At 69.8% G+C, this 22,062-nt stretch carries 17 protein-coding genes and 3 pseudogenes; 9 read left to right on the top strand and 11 right to left on the bottom strand.

Annotation, left to right across the window (positions count from 1 at the left end; genetic code table 11):
* Nucleotides 1–158: 158 nt before the first annotated feature.
* The 4 genes from IE251_RS39840 to IE251_RS39825 form a co-directional block, all read right to left on the bottom strand.
* Nucleotides 159–1,385: a phthiocerol/phthiodiolone dimycocerosyl transferase family protein gene (locus IE251_RS39840; protein ID WP_189757827.1), complete on the bottom strand. Its 1,227-nt coding sequence runs from the start codon at nt 1,383–1,385 to the stop codon at nt 159–161.
* Between the two features lie 874 nt (nt 1,386–2,259).
* Entirely contained in the window at nt 2,260–2,523 is a 264-nt protein-coding gene (locus IE251_RS39835; protein WP_189757826.1) for a hypothetical protein, read from the bottom strand.
* Nucleotides 2,524–2,692: 169 nt separating this feature from the next.
* Nucleotides 2,693–3,313, bottom strand: a complete 621-nt coding sequence (locus IE251_RS39830; RefSeq protein WP_229897161.1) for a hypothetical protein — start codon at nt 3,311–3,313, stop codon at nt 2,693–2,695.
* A 1,103-nt stretch (nt 3,314–4,416) separates the two neighbouring features.
* Entirely contained in the window at nt 4,417–5,613 is a 1,197-nt protein-coding gene (locus IE251_RS39825) for a methyltransferase domain-containing protein (RefSeq protein ID WP_189757825.1), read from the bottom strand.
* A gap of 542 nt (nt 5,614–6,155) precedes the next feature.
* On the opposite strand from IE251_RS39825, the gene IE251_RS39820 reads away from it, so the two are divergent.
* Nucleotides 6,156–6,305: a hypothetical protein gene (locus IE251_RS39820; protein ID WP_189757838.1), complete on the top strand. Its 150-nt coding sequence runs from the start codon at nt 6,156–6,158 to the stop codon at nt 6,303–6,305.
* Nucleotides 6,287–6,649, top strand: a pseudogene (locus tag IE251_RS39815) (ATP-binding protein); the annotation flags it as partial. The gene IE251_RS39820 and the pseudogene IE251_RS39815, both read left to right, overlap by 19 nt.
* 12 nt (nt 6,650–6,661) lie before the next feature.
* Here the strand turns inward: IE251_RS39815 and IE251_RS41585 are convergent.
* A complete protein-coding gene (locus IE251_RS41585; protein WP_229897160.1) occupies nt 6,662–7,657 on the bottom strand; it encodes a hypothetical protein in 996 nt (331 codons plus the stop codon).
* Nucleotides 7,658–7,952: 295 nt separating this feature from the next.
* On the opposite strand from IE251_RS41585, the gene IE251_RS41580 reads away from it, so the two are divergent.
* The 5 genes and pseudogenes from IE251_RS41580 to IE251_RS39785 all read left to right on the top strand — a co-directional run bounded on the left by IE251_RS41580 (nt 7,953) and on the right by IE251_RS39785 (nt 11,424).
* Nucleotides 7,953–8,138 (top strand): hypothetical protein, encoded by a 186-nt coding sequence (locus tag IE251_RS41580; protein WP_229897159.1) that lies wholly within the window; start codon nt 7,953–7,955, stop codon nt 8,136–8,138.
* Nucleotides 8,120–8,932: pseudogene (locus IE251_RS39800) on the top strand (ISL3 family transposase); the annotation flags it as partial. The gene IE251_RS41580 and the pseudogene IE251_RS39800, both read left to right, overlap by 19 nt.
* A 361-nt stretch (nt 8,933–9,293) precedes the next feature.
* Complete coding sequence (locus tag IE251_RS39795; RefSeq protein WP_229897158.1) at nt 9,294–10,544, top strand: WD40 repeat domain-containing protein; 1,251 nt, start codon at nt 9,294–9,296, stop codon at nt 10,542–10,544.
* Complete coding sequence (locus IE251_RS39790) at nt 10,541–10,969, top strand: hypothetical protein (RefSeq protein ID WP_189757824.1); 429 nt, start codon at nt 10,541–10,543, stop codon at nt 10,967–10,969. The genes IE251_RS39795 and IE251_RS39790 overlap by 4 nt, the downstream gene beginning before the upstream one ends.
* Nucleotides 10,966–11,424, top strand: coding sequence for a hypothetical protein (locus IE251_RS39785; protein WP_189757823.1), 459 nt, complete (start codon nt 10,966–10,968; stop codon nt 11,422–11,424). Before IE251_RS39790 ends, IE251_RS39785 begins: the two co-directional genes overlap by 4 nt.
* Nucleotides 11,425–12,327: 903 nt before the next feature.
* Here IE251_RS39785 and IE251_RS39780 read toward each other — a convergent pair.
* Nucleotides 12,328–12,801, bottom strand: a pseudogene (locus tag IE251_RS39780) (hypothetical protein).
* A gap of 718 nt (nt 12,802–13,519) precedes the next feature.
* Between IE251_RS39780 and IE251_RS39775 the strand changes: the two are divergent.
* Nucleotides 13,520–15,205 (top strand): RICIN domain-containing protein, encoded by a 1,686-nt coding sequence (locus IE251_RS39775; RefSeq protein ID WP_229897157.1) that lies wholly within the window; start codon nt 13,520–13,522, stop codon nt 15,203–15,205.
* A 39-nt stretch (nt 15,206–15,244) separates the two neighbouring features.
* On the opposite strand, the gene IE251_RS39770 is transcribed toward IE251_RS39775, so the two are convergent.
* From IE251_RS39770 to IE251_RS39755, 4 genes are read right to left on the bottom strand one after another with little or no spacing between them, the layout of a single operon-like run.
* A complete protein-coding gene (locus IE251_RS39770) occupies nt 15,245–17,062 on the bottom strand; it encodes a glycoside hydrolase family 2 protein (protein WP_189757821.1) in 1,818 nt (605 codons plus the stop codon).
* Between the two features lie 48 nt (nt 17,063–17,110).
* Nucleotides 17,111–18,010, bottom strand: coding sequence for a carbohydrate ABC transporter permease (locus tag IE251_RS39765; protein WP_189757820.1), 900 nt, complete (start codon nt 18,008–18,010; stop codon nt 17,111–17,113).
* A 2-nt stretch (nt 18,011–18,012) separates the two neighbouring features.
* Nucleotides 18,013–18,963 (bottom strand): carbohydrate ABC transporter permease, encoded by a 951-nt coding sequence (locus tag IE251_RS39760; RefSeq protein WP_189757819.1) that lies wholly within the window; start codon nt 18,961–18,963, stop codon nt 18,013–18,015.
* Between the two features lie 21 nt (nt 18,964–18,984).
* A complete protein-coding gene (locus IE251_RS39755) occupies nt 18,985–20,349 on the bottom strand; it encodes an extracellular solute-binding protein (RefSeq protein ID WP_189757818.1) in 1,365 nt (454 codons plus the stop codon).
* Between the two features lie 268 nt (nt 20,350–20,617).
* On the opposite strand from IE251_RS39755, the gene IE251_RS39750 reads away from it, so the two are divergent.
* Nucleotides 20,618–21,724, top strand: a complete 1,107-nt coding sequence (locus IE251_RS39750) for a LacI family DNA-binding transcriptional regulator (RefSeq protein WP_189757817.1) — start codon at nt 20,618–20,620, stop codon at nt 21,722–21,724.
* Nucleotides 21,725–21,733: 9 nt separating this feature from the next.
* Here IE251_RS39750 and IE251_RS39745 read toward each other — a convergent pair.
* On the bottom strand, nt 21,734–22,062 hold a 329-nt coding region (locus IE251_RS39745; RefSeq protein ID WP_189757816.1), incomplete at its 5' end, for a transposase.

Raw genomic sequence — 22,062 nt, 5'->3', positions numbered from 1 at the left:
CTGCTGCACGCTGCTCTGGCCACCAGCGGCACGGGCGGGGTCGTTGTGTTTGGCCGGGGCATCATGCGTTTTGTTCGCCGCTTGAGCTGGACGACCTCTGCTGGGGCATGACCGCGCGGCTCTCCTATGAGAACCGGCTGGCTGCTGAGTGACAGGGCCTATGAGGTCAGGCGGTCGAGGGCGGCGGCGACGTGGTCGCGCAGTTTCTTGATCTGGGTGTCGGTGTACCAGGCCTGGCTGTAGGCGAGGTCGATGGCCAGACATGCCCGATAGCGGCTGACGACGGCGAAGATCATGGGTACATGGCCGAGCGGGGCTAGGCGCACGTTGCTGATCCGCAGGCCCTGGGGCAGGGCGGATTCGGCGATGGTGCCGACGTTGGTGATGACGATGCTGGGTGGGTGTTGGTCGAGCATGTACGGGAAGGCGGCCAGTTCCATGGCCGCAGCTCCGCTCTCCAGGTCGGCGCGCAGCCGGGCGGCCACCTCCTGCCCGACGGTTACGGGATGGGTGTCCTCGCTCACTTCCAGGCGGAGGGTGGTGGTGGTCGCCGCGGACTGCAGGACCTCGGCCGGCAGGGGTGGGGTGAGCCGGCGGCGCATGTCGACCGCGGTGGTGCACAGCAGCCGTGCCGGACCGTCCTGGGCGGGCAGCAAAGGGTGCAGGCTGGTCAGCAGGACTCCGGAAACCAGGGCGTTAACCGAGAGCGAAGCCTCCCGTGCGCACTGCACCAGCCTCTGGCAGCGGCTGGCGTCGAGATCGACTCCGGTGATACGGAAACTCAGGTCCGGACCCGGGCCTCCGTTGACGGAGGCGAGGGCGGGCACGAGCGCGGGCGGCCTCTCAGCATCCAGTCGCGCGCGCTCGGCCACGAAGTTCTGCAGCTGCCCCGGGGTGAAGAGGGCGGCGAGCAGGTCGTCCAGGGCCGGTCCCAGCACCGGCTCGATCAGAGAGGAGGAGACGGGACGGCCGGTGGCCAGGGAGGTGTAGATGTCCCACAGGCGGTGGTGGAGGGACAGGTAGCTCATCCCGTCGACGAATGCCCGTGGCAGGCTCAGCACCACACGGCTTCGCTCTCTCTCCCGCACCAAGGCGGCCCGCAGCAGCGGGCCCTGCTCCCAGTCGAGGGGGGTGTTGATCTCCTCGACGAAGTCGGCTCCGTGGCACAGGACTTGAGCCGGGGGTGCGTCTGCGATGTGGACTCGTGGCGGCTCCCCTGGGCCCTGGGTGAACTTCCCGGTGAGCAGCGGGGTGCACTCCTGCAGGTGGGTCAGGGCCTGCGCGAGGACAGCATCGTCCAGGTCGCCCTCCACGTCGCAGGACAGGACGACCCGGACACCGGCCGCGGCGATGGCCGCCTCGTGCGGCGCGAGCACACGCTCCATGATGAACCCCTCTCGTCGGACCGCTGCACTATCGCGCACCCGGGCAACGCTCCGGAGCCGAACAGGCGGATGGCCCTCCGGACGGATGAACACTCCAAAGGGGAGGTGCTGGCCGGAAGACCCAGCCGTATACGCGCAGACCGCAGGGGCCGGGCGAGTTCCGCCTTCAGCACACGCCGAAGCGGCAGGCCGGAATTTCCCGTCGGTCGGCCGCGATGTAGCCCACGTTCGCCGGCTTGGGTAACCGGCCATGATCACGACCTGCGAAGCTCACCCCCAGTCCGCGCGCTCGGGGAGGTACTGCCGCTCGTCTCCCCGCAGGCCGCCGACCGTCCACGGCTGGCCCGCCCGCCGCCTCGACTCGCTGGCCCCGCCGTGCGATGTCCATAGCCCGCGGCACACGCCGTCCCGGCTCCTGTCCCGTGGCGCTGGCCCGCCCCGTGCTGTGGAGTCCGCGCCTGGACGCCGGCCGCCGGACGCCAGCCGCCGGTCACCCAGGTCACCGTCCCGCGATGCTGCCCAGTCGTCGTACCGTCGCCCACCCTGGTCCGCCGGTCCCGGGCGCTCCGACCCGCTCGACCGAGCCCTCCCACCGCCCGCCCGTGCACCGTTGCTCCGTGCCGTCCGCCCACGCTGTGCCCTGTCCGTACCAGTCACCCAGCTCCGTATCCGCGCTGCGGCGGTGGCTGCCGATTCTGCGCCAGCCATGGCAGGGGGGTAGGCGGCTCGATCAGCGTCGACGCGCTGGATGGTGCCGTCCGCAGCGAGGTCGCGCAGGAGCTGCCGGGCGCGCTTCTCGTCGATGGCGTGGCCGATCTCGCGGAGCGCGGCGAAGAAGCGTTGCGCGTGCACCCCACCCTCACCGGTGATCGCCTCAGCGAGGCAGTCCTTGTGGCTGGCGAGCTCGCTCGCCCTGCTGGTGGGTGGCGACAGCGGCCTGGAACGCGGGAAGCGCTTCAGCGTGGAGGCAGTAGCCGACGACCTTTCCGAAGCCGGGGCCCTCGGCGAGCATGGGCGAGATCTGGTCCGCGATCCACCTGTTGCGACGGACGCCGCGTTTCAGCGCGGCCTGGACCGCGCCGCTGTTGCCAATGAGCTTGCCCTCGTCCTGCGGGCCGCGCAGGACATCGGCCGGCACGTAATGGACTTCGCGGGAAGCGGCCTCGCGCAGGATGCACTGGACGGCAGCCGGCAGCGTGAGGTCCTGCGATACCGGCCGGAGTTGGAGCCCCGCCCGGCTTGTGGACAGTCGTCGGGCTCGAACCGGTGGCGTGCGGAAGGCGCTTGTCCAGGGCGAGGTCGGGTGCTCAGCGGTAACGGCTGAGGCGGCCGAAACGGGCCAGCAGGTCCTGCGCGGCGTCCTCGTTCAGTCCCAGGGACGTGGTCGTCTGCTCACCGGTGGCGTCGCTGTTGATGACGTCCAGGGCCGGCCAGTACGCCGTCTGCACGGCGATCACCTCCAGTCGGCGCGCGGCCCGCAGGGCCGCGAGCGGTGTCGTCTTCGCCAGCTTCTCGATCTCCGACTCAACCCGCACGAGCAGGCCGGCCAGTGGTTCCGGCACGGTGACAGCCGACCGCTCCACCTCCACGGTGTGCACGTCCCATTGCTGCGCGCACGCATCCGCCACATCCCCGGCCGCTTCGGCCAGGCCCTTCCCGCCGAACTCGTCCCAGCGCAAGGGGTGGTGCGGGCCGGTCCAGCCGCAGGAGCACACAGCCCGCAGCGCGGCGGCCCGCGGTGCCCGCACGAAACCGTCGCCCCCGTCGTAGACGCTCCACTGCGACACCTCCCGCCCGGTGCCCGCAGAGGTCATCGCGATGAAGACCGGGTCCGGCACGCTGCCGTCGGCCAGCAGCACACCAACCGCGCCCTCGTGCGAAGCACCGAACTCCTCCGTCGTCCACGACTCCCGCTCACCCACACCCATCAAGCTCTCCCGCATCCAACGCCGAACCCGCCCGGGTGCGCCCAGGGCAGAGTGTCAGCACCGACCCTGCCGCAGATGCGGCGTCCTGCACCACCGAAACCACCGAAGAGGTGAGTGAGTGCCAGCGGCACATCCATCTCATCGACATGCTGCTGTATCGCGCGGCGGCCGAGCGGGAAGCACGTTCGCCCGGCCGCCGCCGCGCCCAGCTCGGGCACCCCGCCCCAGTCCTGGCCCACACCGTCGTGCTGCCCGGCCTCACCCTCCGCAGTCTTGTACGACGACACGGTCGCGTGGGGGAGAAGCTCGCGGCGGGCCCGCTCCGTGCGCCGGTGCCGGTCGTCCAGGGGCCGCCCTTCCGTCCGCCCTGTTCAGCTTGTCCTCCGCCGGGCCGCGCCGCCCCGCGCGTGCCTCCTCCGCGCGGCGGCCGCGGTCGGCGCGTCGTCGACCGATCGGCCGGTCTTCGACCGTGCCTTGTCGGGCGCTCGTTCCGGACACCCCAGGGAAGGAACTGCTGCTCGCCGCCCGCCCGACCTCCACCGGCCACCGCCTGTCCTGGTCCCCGATGGCGGGCCCGTGCGCCCGCCCGCGCTCGCGTCGACCCCCGCCTCCACTGGACCGGCCGGCCTCGTACCAGCCTGACCCTGCGCGGCTCGCCGACCCGAGTACGACAACCACCACCCCTCGCGGCCTGGCCCGGCGGGCGACGTCGGCACGTGATCGGTCCCGCCTGCTCCCGGGCCGTCCGCGCGGCCGGCCGTCGCTCGTTCCGTACGCCCGATGCCTGCCCCCGCCGGTCTGATGCCGTCCGGCCCGCGGCTGCTCGGCCGGGCGTGGCCGCCCGGCCCCCGGGCGGCCACGCCCGGTCCTGTGCCGCCGTCGGCGCTCCGCTCGGCCTCTCCGACGTTGCGGTTCCACCCCCGTCCCGGCGCTGTCCGCCGTGCTCGCTCTCTGATGCCTCCCCGTGCCGGAGAGCGGGCACGGGACCGGCCGAGAACGCTACAGACCTCCGCCAGCGCGCCGGTCTGACAGGCCGTCGCAGCGCTTTTCGAAGGAGCCTGAAGGTCCTGAACGAGGCACGAGCCCGCAGTGCGCCAGCCACGTCAGACGGGCAGCGGCGGAACGGGCCAGGACTCCTTCGCCGGATCGTCCAGCCAGGCTCTCTGACCGGAGGCGTCGATGGTGAGTCCGAACCGCGTCACCTCCGGGGACCCACGCTCCTTCCACCAGTCGTAGGCGTCACGGACTTCGTCCCACAGACGCCTGGATCCGGACTGCCACACCAAGGCGTGTTCCTGGCCGTCACGGAACATCACGCAGGCCCATGAGGTGTCGATGAGGCTGTAGAACCAGACAGGACGCTCACCGCCCCGCTTGTCCGCCGCTGCCTGGCGGCAGTGAGGCACCCGAAGGCCCAGGACAAACGGCAGATCCGTGAACTGGCCCGTCAGGAAGTCTTCTTCAGCAAGGGCTACTGTGCTCCGGTCGGCGCCCTCGAGGGGACCTGCGGACAGGTAATCGGCGGGACGGACCGCCGGGCCCCGTTGCGCGCGGAGCTTCATGAACTCCACCAGCCTGGTGAAGGGCCCTGCGGCTGTCTCGCCGTTCACTACCAGACGGACCACGGCGTCGGCATTGCCGTAGGAGGTGCCCCAGGGAGCGAGGATCACGCCACCACGCCGGGTCTGCGCGACCCACTCCATGGGCAGTTGGCGCAGGCCGACCGTGGCCAGGATCCGGTCGAAGGGAGCGGCTGCGGCGTACCCATGGAACCCGTCGCCCACGACCACCTCGGGGCGGAAGCCCAGCTTGAACAGGCGGTCACGAGCCGTCGCGGCCACCGTCGCGTCCACTTCGATGCTCGTCACGTTCTGCTGGCCGAGCCGGTGGCTCAGCAACGCGGCCGTCTCGCCTGTCCCTGTGCCGACGTCCAGCACGCGCATGCCCGCTTCCACGTCCAGATCCCGCAGCAGGGAGAAGACGGTAGAGGGCGTGGAAGAAGAGCTGGTGGACAGCTTTCCCGGATCACCGCCGCTGTGGGTGCCGTCGTCCCACTGGGTGACGATGGGCACGTTACTGTCGGCCGCCGCATACCAGGCATCCGGGGTGGCTCGCCTGTCGACGCAGACGCTCGAACGGGTCGACATGTCGTAAGGCCACATAAGATCCGGAAGGAACGCGGCCCGGTCGACGGCCGAGAAGGAAGGCATCCAGTCCAGCGACAGCGCACCGATCTCCGTCAGGATCCGCCTCAGCTCTTTGCGGCCGGGGCGGTCGGTGCGCAGCGCGGCAGACGTCATTTGCGGTGCTTCCCGTCCCCTTCCGGGCTGGATCCGTCGGGGCTCGGAGGCTCTTCCGGCGGCGTCCACGGCGTGCCGGGGTGACCGTCGCCGTCGCCGCCCGACTGAACCGGCAGAGCAGACCGCTCGCTCATCCTTTTCCTCCTGCGGGTCGGTAAGACGCAGCCACTGCATTTTCGACATCCCCGATTGCAGTAGCGAGCCGATTTCCAGCCAAAGGTACCCCAGAATGCAAGCAGTTAATTTTCATGACAGTAGGGTTATAGAGAAATCAAGCGCCGTCCATCCAACCGACCCGAAGAGGCCCGGCCGACAAACACTGTCCTGCGCCCGAAAGGAAAGCCGAGCACAGAGAACGGCTTGCGGTGCATGGCAGCAGCAAGCACGGTACGCAGCCATACAGGGAAGCAGCCGCATTGGCCTGGCCTGACGCGCGGCACAGCCCGGCAAACGCCCACCGCCCGGCGGCGTGGTCCACCCTCGGTGCTCCATCGGCCTCGCCACGAACGTCCCTTGTCAGAGGCACCTGTCATCCTGCCGCCATGAGCAATGCATTCCAACGGCTGTTGGCCGGTTTGGACGACGTGGGCTGGGCGGGTCTGTCCCACGCCTATGGGTCGGCCGAGGACGCGCGCTGGAGCCTGACCATCGACACCAGCGAGGAAGCCCCAGGCTCGCCACCAAGCTGGTGAACGAGCTGGTGGAAGCCGCCGACGAGAAGCAGCTGAACAAGACCATCGCCGGCTATGGCCGGGTGGACCTGCTCTGCATCGACGAGCTCGGCTATATGGAACTCGACCGCCACGGCGCCGAACTCCTCTTCCAGGTCCTCACCGAACGCGAGGAGAAGAACAGCGTCGCCATCGCCTCCAACGAGTCCTTCGGCGGCTGGACCAAGACCTTCACCGAGCCCCGCCTCTGCGCGGCCATCGTCGAATGCCTGACCTTCAACGGCACCATCATCGAGACCGACACCGACTCCTACCGGCTCGCCTCGACCCGGGCGCGGAGCGAAGCGCCCGCCAAAGCCGGCTGACCGCTGCATGGTTCAGCTTGATGGTCCTCCACCCCAAGGATCGTCAAGCACTGTTTCGGGGATATTCGCCGTGAGCATTTCGTCGATGCAGCTGCGCAGCCCGACGCCGGTGGGGTCGATCCAGGTGAGCCATGGCACCGGCTGGAGCAGGCCGTCGTATTGACGGGTGCCGGGGTCGGTGAGGAGGGCGCGAAGCTCGTCGGGGGCGGGGTCGGTGACCAGACAGAGCCAGGCCAAGCCAGCGCCGACGCGGACCTCGAGCGGTCGTCCGCAATCCGACCACAGGCCCCGGGCCCACTTGGGAGCGTTTTCATCCTGGTGTTCGCGGGCGAGTTGGGCGATCGCCAGGATCAAGCTCACCCGCACTACCGCATCGTCTTCCTTCGCCAGCCTGGACCGCAGAGCAGAGGAGACGTGTGAAACCTCGCCGGTCGCAGCCGCCAGAACGTAGGCGGTCACGGAGCGGACCTCAGGGTCGGGGTCGGAGAGAAGCGGGAGCAGAAGGCGCAGGTCGTCCGTGACGGCCTGACGGGCGGCCTGGATCGTCCAGTCCACCGGGCACATCGTGCTGCCCTCGATCATCAACGGCTCCTCGGCGACCTGGAGCAGGCCTTCCCGCGATCCGTCCCCCATGTGCTGACACCGGCCGATCTCGGCGACCAGGCGAAGGGTTTGGGCACAAAGTTCGGTGCGTGCGGTCGCCGCGATCCGGAGCAGGAACGGCACCGCCAGTGCCCCCACCGCGATCGTGCCGCCCTGGTGGTGAAGACTCGTCCAGAGCTGCCGCAAGGCCCCGTCGGCAGCTTCGGCGTCCCCGGACGTGAGCGTGGCGAGCAGTCCGGGGATCTCCTCGCCCGGGCCGTAGAAGTGCCGGAACCGCTGCCAGGGGACCTCGTCGTACCTGAAACCGTCCTTGACCTCCCGCGGAATCGCGCTGACGGCCGCCCTCACGTCGCAGTCCGTGCCGACCCACCGTTCCGGCCAGTCGTCCCAACGGTCGTCGTCCAAGGCTTGGCTTTCCAGTCCATCGACAGCATCCGAACGCCGGGAGTCTAACGACCGGTGATCAAGAGACGGACCGCTTCTGCCGCACTCCGGTGGCACCCCACCACGGCGACGTCATTTCTCGGGTTCTGGCACAGATCTTGGGGAATCGTCGCGGAGCGTTACCCCGCCGTTCGATTGCGAGGAGACGGGTTCGCGTGAGACCGCGTACGCCCTGTCGTCCAGCGATCTGAATCGACGCTCCCTCAGGTCCCTGCCGCCGCCGCTGCAGCCGGTTGTGGCGGTGATGGTGCTGGTCATGCAGACCGATGCACCGTTCTGGGACTCGCTGGTGTTCGACGGAATCGACGATGTGGATGTCGAGGCCGTCACAGCCGCGTTCGGCACGGTTGAGGTGGCGCGAGAGGCCGTGCCGCCGGCTCTGCCTGTCCGGACTGCGGCCGTTTTTCGGACCGGGTCCACGATCGCTACCAGCGCAGGCTGAGGGACCTTCCACTCGCTGAGAAGGGCTTTGTCATCCGGCTGACGGTCCGGCGCTTCATATGCGGGGCGGGGGAATGCCCGCGCCGGACGTTCGCCGAGCCGTTCTCGCAGCTGGCTGCCCCGCACGCACGGTTCACCACTCGGCTCAACCACGCCCTGGAGCGAGTGGGACTCGCGCTGGCCGGGAGGGCTGGCGCCCGGCTGGCAGCCCAGCTGGGCTTCGGAGCCGGCCGGATGACTTTGCTACGGAGGGTTATGGCATTGCCCGATCCGCAGTTCGGTACTCCGCGCGTGCTGGGCGTGGACGACTTCGCGGTCCGCCGAGGCCAGACCTACTCCACCGTCTTAACCAGAGTCGAAGACCATCGCGTGGTCGACGTGCTCCCGACCCGTGAGGCCGGGCCGCTGGCCGCCTGGTTGATCTGCCACCCCGACTTGGAGAACATCTGCCGGGACCGGGCGGGTGCATATGCCGAGGGTGCCCGGCGCGGTGCCCCCGGCGCTCTGCAGGTCGCCGACCGGTTCCATCTGTGGCAGGGTCTCGGCCGGGCCGTGGAGACTTGCGTCGCCACACATCGCGACTGTCTGAGGAATCCATCGCCCAGCGGCATCCTGACGGAGACCACCCGGCTGGCTTCCGGTCGGCCGCACTCTTGGCGGCGGCCCAGCAGTCACCGGTGTGCACGGCGTCGACGTTGGAGCGGTTCAGGCCGTACTGGATCAGCCACTGCGCCGGCTCCGGCCGCCGCTCCTTGCCGCGGTGCCGTGCGGCCTGGCGCTGTTCCTCGTCGGTGATCCACCGGTCGATGAGGGCCAGCTGCCGTGCCGCCTGCTGTGCGACGACGCGCCGGGCGAAACGCAGCGCGTCCAGACGCGAGAGCGGCTGCTCACCACCGCTCACCTGCTCCTCCCGGTCCCTCGCGTCCCAGCTTGCCCCTGAATTCGAACAGGCGCTCTAATTGGATTATGTACCGCGTTGACCACCTCACCGACACCCAGTGAGACTGGGCGCTTCAGTTGGCGAGTGAGCGATTGAGCTGGCGGGGCCGAAGCTCACGTTTCTGTGGTTGACCGACGAGTGGGAGCGCATGCCGGTGAGGGCCTCGCCGCGCAGGCCGGCGACAACTACGGTGCTGGGGTGACTAATCTTGAAGTAGTGGCACGTGGGCTGGTTGGCGGCGAACGCTCTTTTGAACAGCTGAGATGCCATCCGCGGCTTCCGCTGGTGGCCTGCTCGGACTCCGAGCGTCCGGCAGTCCACATCTGGGACTGCGGCGGGGGGCAGCTGCGCGAACTCGGCTCCGTGGGCTTTACGTTGAACGCCTATGGAAATGCCCTTGGGCGGGAGCGGGCAGAGCGGACGCCTGCTGTTGCGTGGCATCCGGATCAGCCGCTGCTTGTGGTGGCGGGGGAAGGCGGACTGCGGCAATGGACTCCTGCTGGGGTCTCCGAGCTGCAAGGTGCTCCAGCCTTCGCCTTCTACCGTAGCCTGGCTTTCAGCCCGGACGGGCAGACCCTGTGGGCTTCACCGTCATTTCGCGACGAAGGCGGTGGTTGGGAGAGCTCGGACGTCCTTGACCTTGCCGTCGGAACCATCGGTGCCGGACCCCGCTGGGACACAGGAGTCGCGCAGCATCCCGGCGGCGGACTTGTCGCCACGCTCAGCAGTGACCAAGGGGCCACTCACTGCCTTTTCGCGCGAGTCGATCAGGGGACCGTGCCTGCCATGATGCGGCCGCTCCGCCGGGCGTTGATCCTGGACTGTGACGGCTACGAGACTCCGCTCTTCAGCGCGGACGGACGTCACCTTGCGGTTCGTGGCAACGCGTACGACAACTCGGTGGAGGTTTTCGAGTTTCCTTCGTTGCGCCGGGTTCTGACCACAACCCTCGGCGACCCCAGCCCTGGGTATCCGTACCCGCAGGAGTGGCTTGACCAAATGCAAGCCTGGTCGCGTCACAATGTTGCCTTCGGGGCGCGACCGGGTGTGCTGTGGATTGCGACACCCGCGGGAACGTTGGTCGAGGTGGACCTCGAAACTCGGCAAGCGGTCGAGCACGATGTGCTGACCGGATCCCGACTGTCCGCGCTGGCCGCCACAGCCACCGGCGAGCTCCTGGTTGCCGGCAGCGGGGGAGATCTGGTGCTTTTGTCCGTGCTCTCCGGCTCCACGCAGAACTGCACCGCGAACAGGGACACTTCCAGGGATGCGGCCGCGGTGTTCCTGGAGACCACCGCCGAGGTTCCGGACGACGGCGACGATCTGGAGACGCACCTTGTCCTGACCGACGGAACCCGCACATGGGAGGCAGACGATCTGGCAACGACGACTGCGGCCAGCTCCACAGATCCAACCTGGCTTCAGCTTCAAGCCGCCATCAACGCGGCGCAGGTCCAGTGCGAGTGAGCCGACGAACGCGACACGCCACCTGCAACAGCGGTGGGACCATCAAGAAGGCCGCTCTCGCAGCCACCCGCACCGCCAAGACCGGCGACAAACGGACCGAATACGACCTGCTGCACAAGGCCCGCGTCACGCTCCGTTTAGGCAAGCTCAACCACTGCGCCCTCGACGAGAACCACTCCGAGGGCGCGAAGTGCCTCGAAGAAGCCGTCGTCCCCGCCGGCCACACCGGCCCGCTGATAGACCGCTGCCAGCCCGGCCGCTGCCACAACAGCGTCATCACCCCCGACCACCTCAAGATCTGGAAGAGCGAGGAACACAGCCTCCTAACTCTGCTGGAGACTCCCAAGATCGTCCCTTGCCGCCGGGACCAGCTGACCCAACAGCTCGACGACGTCCGCTCAGTGATCCGAAGGGCCGAGAAATGACCCAGCCCACCACCGAGACGCTCACGGACCAGGTCTCCACTGAGACCGTGAAGGCTCTGCGAGCCGCCATGGAGCGACTCCTTGCAGGCCGCCCCACATGCACCGATGGACGGCTGGTCAAGGAGAATCTCTACCGCGAAGCTGGTGGCAGCCGGGCCACGATGAACCGAGCCCACCGCATCCTTGCCGAATGGGACCGGCGCACGGATGCCACCGACGCCCGCATCCCCGGCGAAGCCCGACGCGATGACGAACTCCAGGAACTACGTGTCGAGGTGAGGACCCTCAAACGCGAGCGGACCCAGCTCCAAGGCCGCCTCGATGCCTCCGCCACCGTCATCGCCGCCCTCCACCATGACAACGCAGCCCTCCGCGAGGAACTCAACGGCCGCGGAGCCGTCGTCACTTTGAACGACCATCGAGCTGCCCGAACCGACACCATCGGGCCCTGCTGAACGTCTCACCACGATCCACCGCCAAGAGGCAGGGCCGGCCACCGGAGCCCGACAACCGCCCACGTCAATCGCCACCCGAGATGTCTCATGAGACATCGAAACGGTGGAGAACAGGTCATGTACCGGCTGGTTTCCGAGGGCGTGTTGCCGCACACCCCGTCGATGTACCGGCACCTCTCCTCCTCTCTGGCCCAGGCCCGCCGCGAGGGCCGCTTCCCGGACCTGATCGACACCCTGCGCGAGGTCCACGTCCCGCCGGCCTTGCCGGACGCCGCCGCGTTCCTGCGCGAGGCCGTGGACTGGTTCGCCCTGGACCGCACCGAGGGCCAGCTCGGTGTACGTCGGACACCCTCCGGCAGATGTTCACCACCTGGCTCGCCGAATACGGCATCCCGGTCTTGGTGGTCCGAGGCTTCGCCTCCCAGTCCTATGCCGAAGTCATGCGCCGCCGCACCGCCCGGCACGGTCGCGCCACCCTGCTCTGGTGTGGCGATTTCGACGCCAGTGGGGCAGAGATCGAACGGGACTGGGTGCGGCGCACCGAGGACTGCTGGAGCGAAGTCCGCCGGGTCCTGCTGGCCCGGGAGCAGACCATCGAGTACGAGCTGCTGTCGGCCGAGGGCAAGCACGGCGACCCGAGATGGCCGGCCTTCGCCGCCCGCTACGGCTTCGACCCTTGGCATCCGGTGCAGTGGGAGGCGGAGGCGCTGGGCCGGACGAACTGCAGCGCCGCGCCCTCGCTGCCTTCGTACGGGGCTGGGGCGCGGCGGGGAGGACGTAGCGTTATCGCGCTGTACGGGGGCCTGTGCGGCCTGGGCGAAGTGCAGGACGACGGCCCTTGGCGCAAGCGGCGGCTTCGTCGGACAGCGCGTTGCCGCGCGGGTGGCACTGCGTTCAACGGCGTCACCGGCTGGCGCCCTCGGGCCACAGCACCCGCGCCGGGACGCCGGCCCGTTCGGCGTACGCGACCACGTCCGCGGTGCCTCCGTATCCCCGCGCCGGTTTGCCGTCCCATACGGCGATCAGCTCATCCACCAGGCCGACGAGGATTTCGGATCCGGCCTGATGCGCTTCGGAGGTCGATTCGGTGATGCCTGTGTGGTGGACGTCGGCCGCGCGGGCAAGGAGCCGGTCGTAGACGGGGTGGTGCCAGACGGGCAGCCCTTGCCGGTACTCGGTGGCCGGGATGACGACCTGGAGGCGGCCGCCGTGCTACAGGACGGTTTCGGCGAACCAGGAGTCGGGTCCGTCGGCGATGCACGAGACACCGACGAGTTGGGCCGGGTCGTACTGGCTGACCTGGTCGGCCAGGAGAGCCCGCACCTGTTCCTCGACCAGCGTGCTCAGTCCGCGGTGCCCGGTGATCCCCACCCTCATGCCGTAGTGATCCTTTCTTACAGGTAGACGCCGTGCAGGCGTTCGTCGAAGTCCCGCACCACCCTGGGTGGTGAGGCTACGGCGTACACCGCGGGCGCGTTCCACGACGCGGCCGGACCGGTACTGCAGGCCGGCCTCGAGCGCGCGGGAGGCGAGGGCGAACGCGGCCTCCACCCGTCCGCCGGCGAGGTGACCGTCGGCGATGTCCGTCCGCCGGCGAGGTGACCGTCGGCGATGTCGAGCACGAGCAGCGCTCGTTGTTTCGCGTGTCCGGTGGCCAGGGCTTCCACGTCCCCCCTGCATGAGCTCGACGAGGCGCAGGACGTTCTGCCAGCCGGCAGGCGCCGACGCATCGATCGCGCGGAGGCGCTCCAGCAGTTCCCGTTCCCGCTCCAAGCGGTCTTCCGTCCACCGGATGAGGTCACCGACCACGGCTGACGGCGCGAACGCCGGGTCCACCGTTGATCTCCTTATGTGGGAGAACGTTCGGTTGCACGGACCCTTACTTACTCCATGGCAAGTTACTGCCGGTAAGCCCATGAGGGAACCCCGTGCCGGGGCGCGCGCCGAGCCCCGCCACCCCCGCCCCCGGCGGGGCGGCGCCGCTGTGCGCACGCGTATTTACATCGATGTATATCCGGCTCTAGCCTGGCGCGGATCCCGGCCCCGAACGTTCCCCGGGGAGTTCCACGGGAAGTTCCGCAGAAAGGAGAACGTGTTGACGCTCCGCCTCTTCCACGCTGTCAGACGTCTTCACCCCCATGCCGTACTGCTCGCCCTGGTCGCGGTGCTCGGTACGGTGCTCGCCGCTCCGGCCGTCGCGGCGTCCCCCAAGCCGCCCGCCCCCACCGCGACGGCCGGCCTCTCCGCCGCTGCCACCGGCACACCGTTGCGCGACGGCACGGGGCTCTACCCGCGCGCCGTCCGGCTCGCCCACAACGGTGCCGCCAACGGCCGAGTGCTCGCCAGTGTCGTCACCTTCGACGGGAACAACGGCATCGGCGCCATCCACGAGAGCACCGACAACGGCGCGACCTTCCGTGAGGTCGGCCGGGTCTCCGACCCCGAATCCGCGGCCGGCCAGGGACTCTGCTGCGGAACCTTGTTCGAACTGCCCCAGCAGGTGGGCGCGTTGCCCGCCGGCACCCTGCTCTGGGCCGCCTCCACCGGTCAGGACGAGCAGAACCGCCGGATGGCGCTGCGGATCTGGCGCAGCAACGACGTGGGCCGCACCTGGTCCTACCTGTCGTCGTGCGCCGTCGCCACCGGCACCGGCGGCCTGTGGGAACCGGAGTTCTCCATCGCCTCGGACGGCGCCCTGGTCTGCCACTACGCCGACGAGACGGACCCCGCGCACAGCCAGAAACTGGCCGCCGCGCGAAGTTACGACGGCATCAACTGGCAAGGGCGCCACGACACCGTGGCCAGCGGCCTCCAGACCGACCGGCCCGGCATGCCGGGGGTGCGCAGACTGCCCAACGGAACCTACTTCATGAGCTACGAGATCTGCACGCCCGGCGGCCAGTACCAGTGCGTGGTGCACTACCGCACCTCCGCCGACGGCTGGAACTGGGGGAGCGTCACCGACCTGGGCATCCGCCCCGAGACGGTCGACGGCAAGTACTTCCGCGCCACGCCGACCATCGCCTGGGCCCCCGCGCCGGACGGCGGCGCGAACGGGCGGCTGCTGCTGATCGGACAGCGCCTGCTCGACAAGGACGGCAGCGTCGCCGCGGAGAGCGGCCGGACGATCCTCGCCAACACGGAGAACGGCAGCGGGCCCTGGTACGAGATCGAAGCACCGGTCAACGTGTCCGACCCGCAGATCAACTACTGCGAGAACTACAGCTCTCCACTGCTGCCCTCGGCGGACGGCCGGCAGGTCCTGCAGATCGCCACGGACTTCGACGGCACGGTGTGCAAGCCGTACTTCGCCACCGGCCCCGTCACCGGCAGCGGTGACGCCTCGGGAATCGTCGACGGGGCACGCTACCGACTGGTGAACGCCAACAGCGGCGACTGCCTCGACGTGGCCGCCGACTCCCGCGCTCCGGGCGGCAACGTCCAGCAGTGGACGTGCAACGGCCTCGGTCCGCAGGACTGGACGCTGAAGGCCCGCGGTGACAGCCGCTTCACGCTCACCGGCCGCAACAGCGGCTACTGCCTCGACGTGGAGAACGGATCCGGCACGGCGGGCGCCAACGTCCGCCAGTGGTACTGCAACCAGGCCGCCGCCCAGGACTGGCGGCTGGAGAACGTCGGCCGGGGATACTACCGGCTGGTCGTCCGCTCCAGCGGACAGTGCCTGGACGTGGCCCAGGGCTCCCGGCAGCCCGGCGCGAACGTCCAGCAGTGGACGTGCAACGGGCTCCAGCCGCAGGTCTGGCGGCTGGAGCGGGTGTGACGTGAACGGGGGCCGCGGTCACTGGACCGCGGCCCCCTCTCACGGCTGTTCCTCGATGGCGGCCGGCCGCGACTGCGCGGCACGGACGCGGGCGACGTCGAGCTTGGGCGAGCGGTCGAAGCGGTAGATGCCGTTCTGCTCCTGGAAGACGTCGGTCAACTGGGTGTAGCAGTAGCCGAACATGCCGGGGTCGCGCAGCAGCACCTCGGTGAGGCCGCTGAACCGGGCGTGGAACTCGTCCTCGTCCCGCACCCGTTCACCGTAGCCCCAGGACTGGGTGCGGTCCTCACCGGACAGCTCGGCGGCTGCCTCCGGGTCCCACCAGATGCCGCCGAACTCGCTCACGAAGTACGGCTGGCCTCCGTAGGGCAGCGAGTAGGCGGCGCCGTTCTCGTAGGCGTTGACGAACGGCTCGCCCTTGGCGAGCCCGGACATGAGCTTCCCGAACACCGCGGGGTCCTGCTCGTAGTTGTGGGCGTCGTAGATGTCCGTCTCGGCGACCCGGTGCGCGTAACCGGACGCGTCGATCACCGGCCGGGTGGTGTCCATGGCCTTGGTGGCCAGGAACATCGCCCTGGTGACGTCGTCGAGTTGGGTGATGCGGTCGTGCAGCTTCTGGTACGTCTCGTTGAGCGGGCACCAGCCGATCACGGAGGGGTGCGAGTAGTCGCGTTCCAGGGCCTCCAGCCACTGGGCGGCGTAGGACGCGTCGGGTTTCTGGTTGTCGCCCGAGGAACCGCCGATCTCGCAGCCCCAGTCGCCGAACTCGCCCCAGACCAGATAGCCGAGGCGGTCGGCGTGGTAGAGGAAGCGCTCCTCGAAGACCTTCTGGTGCAGCCGGGCTCCGTTGAAGCCCGCCTCCTGGGCCAGTTTGATGTCCCGCACCAGTGCCTCGTCGCTCGGCGCGGTCATCAGCCCGTCCGGGTACCAGCCCTGGTCCAGGACGAGCCGCTGGAAGACCGGTCGGCCGTTGAGGAGGACGGCCCTGCCGCGCAGGGCGACGGCGCGCAGACCGGCGTAGCTCTCCGCGCTGTCGACCACTTCCCCGGCGGCGTCGAGGAGTTCGAGGCGCAGGCCGTACAGGTGCGGATTGTCCGGGCCCCACTCGCGGCGCCGGTCCTCGGGCACCGGCAGACACAGGCGTGGGGCGAGGTCGAGGTCGGCGCGGGCCTCGGCGCGGCTGACGTCGCCGTCACCGTCGGTCAGGACGGCACGGACCCGGTGGCCGGCCCGGTTGCCGGACAGCGGCAGTTCGAGGTGGAAGGCGCTGCCGGCGAGGTCCGGGGTGATCCGGGGGCGCCGCAGATGCACATCGGGGACGGGCTCCAGCCACACGGTCTGCCAGATACCGGTGACCCGCGTGTAGTTGCAGTCGTGGTTGGCGTACCGGACGGCCTGCTTGCCCCGCGCCTGCGGGCCCGACTTGGCGTCGCGGGCCCGTACGGTGATGACGACCTCCTCGCCCGCCCCGGCGATGTCGCCGAGGTCGGCGGTGAACGGCGTGAAGCCGCCGCGGTGCCGGGCGACCTCCTCGCCGTTCGCCCAGACGGTGGTGTCGTGGTCGACCGCGCCGAAGTGCAGCAGCACCCGGCGCCCGGCCCACTGGGCCGGCAGGGTGAGGGCGCGCCGGTACCAGACGGCGTGGAGGAAGTCGGTGTCACCGATGCCCGACAGCTCGGACTCGGGCGGGAAGGGCACGAGTATCTCGTCGCGCAGCTCCCGGCCGAGCAGACCGCGTTCCAGACCGCTGTCCCCCCGGTCGGTCTCGAACTGCCAGGCACCGTTCAGGTTGAGCCAGTCGCGGCGCGTGAACTGCGGTCGCGGGTACTCCGGGCGCGGTACGGCGTGAATGGGCACACATGCTCCAGTGGATCGGTCGGGTACAGCGGGTCGGGGAGAAAGGTGTCAGGAGCCGCCGAGGCCGGTGGTGGCCACGGAGTTGACGATGCGGCGCTGGAAGAAGAGGAAGACCACGATCAGCGGCAGCGCGGCCAGCAGCGCGGACGCCATGCCCGACACGTACTGGACGCCGTGGGAGTCCCGCACGGTGGCCAGTCCGACCGGGAGGGTCATCAGGTCCGAGTCGTTGGTCACGATGAACGGCCACAGGAAGTTGTTCCACGCCCCGATGAAGACGAAGATCGCCACCGCGGCCACGATCGGCCGCGACAACGGCAGCACCACCGACCAGAAGACCCGGAACTCGGAGGCCCCGTCGATCCGGGCCGCCTCCTCCAGCTCCCGGGGGATGCCATCGAAGAAGCGCTTGAGGATGAACACCATCATGGGGGCGACCACCTGGGGAAGGATGACCGCCGCGTAGGTGTCCACCAGGTCGAACAGCAGCATCTGCTGGAACAGCGGCACGATGAGCAACTGCGGCGGGATCATGATGGCGGCCACGGTCACGGCGAGCAGGGACCGGCGCCCGCGGAACGTGCCGCGCGAGAAGCCGTACGCCGCGAGGGTGGAGACGGCCACCGTGATGACGGTGACCAGCCCGGCGACCAGGAGGCTGTTGAACGCCCACAGGGGTACGTCCCCGCGTTCCAGGATCTGCTGGTACGCGTCCAGGGTGAAGGCGCCCTTGAACGGCGAGAGACCGGGGGCGGACACAGCCTGTTCGCTCTGCACGGAGGTGGCGATCGCCCACAGGAAGGGCAGCAGCCAGACGGCCGCCAGGATGACGAGCGCGGTCCCGGCCAGGGCCCGGGGCAGCCGGCCGTGGCCGAGGAGCAGCGGAGAACCGGCGCTCTCCCGGGGCGGACGGTGCCGTGGGCGCGGGGGCGTTGCGGTAGCAGACACGGTCAGTCCTCCGGGCGGAAGAGGCGGAACTGCACGAGCGAGACGATGACGATCAGCGCGAAGAAGAGATAGGAGACCGCCGAGGCGTAGCCGAGCCGGTAACCCGTGAAGCCGACGTCGTAGACGTACTCCAGGACGGGACGGGTCGAGCCGTTGGGGCCGCCCTTGGTGAGGATGTAGATCTGGTCGAACACCTTGAGCGACGCGAGGATCTGGAGCATGGCCACCAGTGCGGTGGTCCGGCGGAGCTGCGGCAGGGTGATGGACCACAGGCGGCGCCACGCCCCGGCGCCGTCCAGCGCCGCGGCCTCGTCGAAGGTCGTGGGCAGGGACTGGAGGGCGGCGAGGTAGAGCAGGAAGTTGAAGCCGACCGTCCACCAGACGGTGAGGGCGGCGATCGACCACATCGCGACGGACTCGTCGGCCAGCCAGCCCACCGGTGCCATGCCGAGGGTGTCCAGGAGCTGGTTGGCGAAGCCCAGGTCCGGCTGGTAGAGCCAGGACCAGATCAGCGTCACCACGGTCACCGGCAGCAGGTACGGAGCGAAGAACGCCAGCCGCCAGGCCCATTGCCCGGCGATCCCGCTGTGCACCAGCAGGGCCATCGCCAGCGCGACCAGCACCAGTGGCACGCTGGAGATGACGGTGAAGAAGACCGTGTTGCCGAGGCTGCTCCAGACGTCCGGGTCGCCGAATGCCTCGGCGTAGTTGTCGAAGCCGACGAAGGCCGTGTCGCGCAGCGCCAGCGAGGAGTCGGTGAAGCTCATCCAGAGCCCCTGCACGATGGGCCACACCAGGAAGAGGACGAACAGGAGGAGGAACGGCAGGACGAAGACCAGGCCGGAGCCGGGGGCGCTGAGGGAACGCTGCCGGCCGGTGTGGCGGGGGCCGTCCGTGCGGGAGGTGTCCGGGCCGGTCCATGGGCCGGTGCCGGGGGGTGCGGTGGTGGTCAAGGGGATCGCTCCTTCTGCTCGTCAGGCCACCGGGTTGGGCTGCCGGAGCAGCGCGTCCGCCTCGCGGACCATCCGACGCACGGCTTTTTCGGGGGTGGTGTCGCCGAGCAGCGCCGACTGGAGCGGCTGGCACATCCGGCTCTGGAAGTTCGAGCCGGCCCCGGTGAACCAGTTCGGCGGGTCGAGCACCGCGACCTTCCCGGCGCCCGCGTACGAGGACTGCGGCTTCAGGGCGGCGTACTCCGGCTTCGCGAGCACGGGCTGGTACGCGGGGATGTGGCCGGCGCTCGCCCAGGTCAGGCTCTGCTTGATGATCGCCGCGACGTACCGGTGGGCCTCGCGCCGGCGGGCCGGGACGGGGTCGTCCTGGTGCGGGAGGACGAAGCTGTGGCTGTCGGTGTAGACGGCGGGCTGGTCGAAGACCTGCGGGAAGGGCGCGGCGCCGAGCGGGATGCCGGACTTCTTCAGGGTCGGCAGCTCCCACTCGCCGAGCATGGCCATGCCGCCCCGGCCGGAGGAGAACATGGTGAGGCCCGCGTAGTAGTCCAGGTTGTTGGGGTTGGTCCTGCCGTCGAACAGTTGCCGCAGGAGCGACACCACACGTATCGCGGCGTCGACGTCGATCTCCGGCGGACCGCCGTCCGGGAGGGTGAAGGCGGCGCCGGTCTGGGCGTAGAGGGCGGCGAACAGCCGCCAGTTCTGCGCGGTGTCGTTGACGTGGCCGAACACGATGCCCGCGTGGCCGGTGGCATCGGCGAGTGCCTTGCCCGCGTCCAGCAAGGCCTCGGGAGATCCCATGGGGGCCAGTTCCCCCGAGGAGTCGAGCAGCCCCGCGGTGCCGGCGGCCTCCTTGTCGTAGAAGACGATGAAGGGGTGGACGTCCAGCGGGATCGCGTAGACGGTGCCGTCGTGCTGGGTCCGTGCCCACACCGCGGGCGTGAAATCCTTCTCCGCGACGCCGAATTCGGCGAGCAGGTCCAGGTCGAAGGGGTCGAGCAGGCCGGCGGGGGCGTAGCCCGCCAGCCGGGACAGGTGCAGGACCGCCACATCGGAGGCCCGGCCACCGGCGGCCGACATGGCGAGTTTGGTGTAGTAGGACGGGCCCCAGTCCAGGATCGTCCGGTCGATGTCGAAGCCCCGACGGCCCTCGGCGACAGCCTTGATCATGTCGTCCATCAGCAAGCCGTCGCCGCCCTGGAACAGGTCCCAGACGCTGAGGGCCGAGGCGTCGGAGGCCGAGGCCGGGGAGGCGCAGCCGGACAGCGAGCCCGCGGCGAGCAGCGCGCCCGCCCCGGCCAGGCCGGTGCCCAGCAGGCGGCGGCGGGTGAGGCCGCGGTCCGGAGCGGACTCCACAGGAGGGGCGGGGACAGGGGATCGCGCAGTCATCGTTGACCTTTCGACGGCCGGGCACGCGCGGCGGACCGGCGGTGGACCACGGGGAAGATGGCCCCCACCGGGTTCGGCAGGCGGGGCGCGCACCGGCTGACGCGGTGCGGTGGCACGTTTTTACATCGATGTACATTGGCTGTAAAGAGTCCGCGGCAGATGGCCGGTGTTCCGGGGGCGGGGACGGGACGGGTTGCCCGCCGCCCGCCGTTCCCCGGCCTGCCCGCCGACTACACTCGGGGCTCCAGGGGAGGGCAGGGAGGTCGCGGTGGCACGGGTCAGGATCAAGGACGTCGCTCGGCACGCGGGGGTGTCCGAGAAGACGGTGTCCAACGTGATCAATGACTACGTCCACGTCTCGGACCGGACCCGGCGCGTGGTCCAGGAGGCCATCGACCACCTCGGCTACAAGGTCAACCTGGCCGGCCGTCATCTGCGCAAGGGCCGCACCGGCATCATCGCGCTGGTCGTCCCCGAACTCGACGTCCCCTACTTCGCCGAACTCGCCCGGCATGTCATCCGCGAGGCCGAACAGCGCTCCCTCACCGTGCTGATCCACCAGACCGGCGCGGACCGCGACCATGAACTGGCGGCCCTGGCCGGCTTCGGCTCCACCTTCGTCGACGGGGTCATCCTCAGCCCGCTCGCCCTGACCGCCGACGATCTGCGGAGCCGCACGGACGCGCCGCCCACCGTGCTGCTCGGCGAACTGCTGGAAGAGGGCGCGGACCACGTCGCCATCGACAACGAGAAGGCCGCGCGGGAGGCGACCGAGCACCTTATCGGCCTCGGGCGCCGTACGATCCTCGCCGTCGGCGGCCGGGACGACGCGGGCCTCGGCACCGCGGAGGCCCGCACCCGCGGCTACCGCGCCGCCCTCGCCGCGGCCGGCCTCGCCTTCGACCCGGCCGCGCTGCTGCCCGTACCGTCCTTCCGGATGCCCGACGGGGCCGAGGCCGTGGCCCGGGCACTCGACGAGGGCGCCCGGCCCGACGCGCTGCTCTGCCTCAACGACCAACTGGCGCTGGGCGCGTTGCGCACCCTGTACGAGTACGGGATGCGGGTACCCGAGGACGTCGCCGTGATCGGCTTCGACGACGTCGAGGGGGGACGGTTCAGCACGCCGACGCTGAGCACCGTGGCCCCCGACAAGGCCGCGGTCGCCAGGATCGCCATCGACCTCCTGCGGCACCGGATGGACGAGGCCGCCACCCCGGCCCCCGGGGACACCTCCCCGGCCGGCGTCCGCTCCCCCCAGGACCTGGTCGTGGCCCACCGGTTGGTACTGCGCGAGAGCACCGAGGGCGCCGCGCGGCGTTCGAGGGATCCGCAGGACGCAGAGCGACACGCGAATGACGGCGAGTCGGGGAATTAAGACCGTGTCCTATGTGGTGAGGCGGACGAGTCGCTTGTAGCAGCAGAGGGCGGCGGCGAGTCCGAGAAAGGCCAGGTAGTTGTGGGGATCTCGTTCGTAGCGGGGGCTGAGTCGGCGGTAGCCGGACAGCCAGGACATCGTCCGCTCGATGACCCACCTGCGGCGCCCTAATCGCTCGCTGGACTCGATGCCTTTGCGGGCGATGCGCACGCCGATGCGCTTCCCGCGGAGCCATCTGCGCAGGTCGGCCCGGTCGTAGGCTTTGTCGGCGTGCAGGCGCTGGGGCTTGAAGTGGCGGCCGCGGTGGGGGTCGTGTCTCGTTTGGTGACCCTCCACCA

The sequence above is a fragment of the Streptomyces eurythermus genome (assembly GCF_014649115.1).
Lineage (GTDB): Bacteria > Actinomycetota > Actinomycetes > Streptomycetales > Streptomycetaceae > Streptomyces > Streptomyces eurythermus.
The sequence above is the reverse complement of the archived record's forward strand: the minus strand, read 5'-3'. Positions and strand labels throughout refer to the sequence as shown.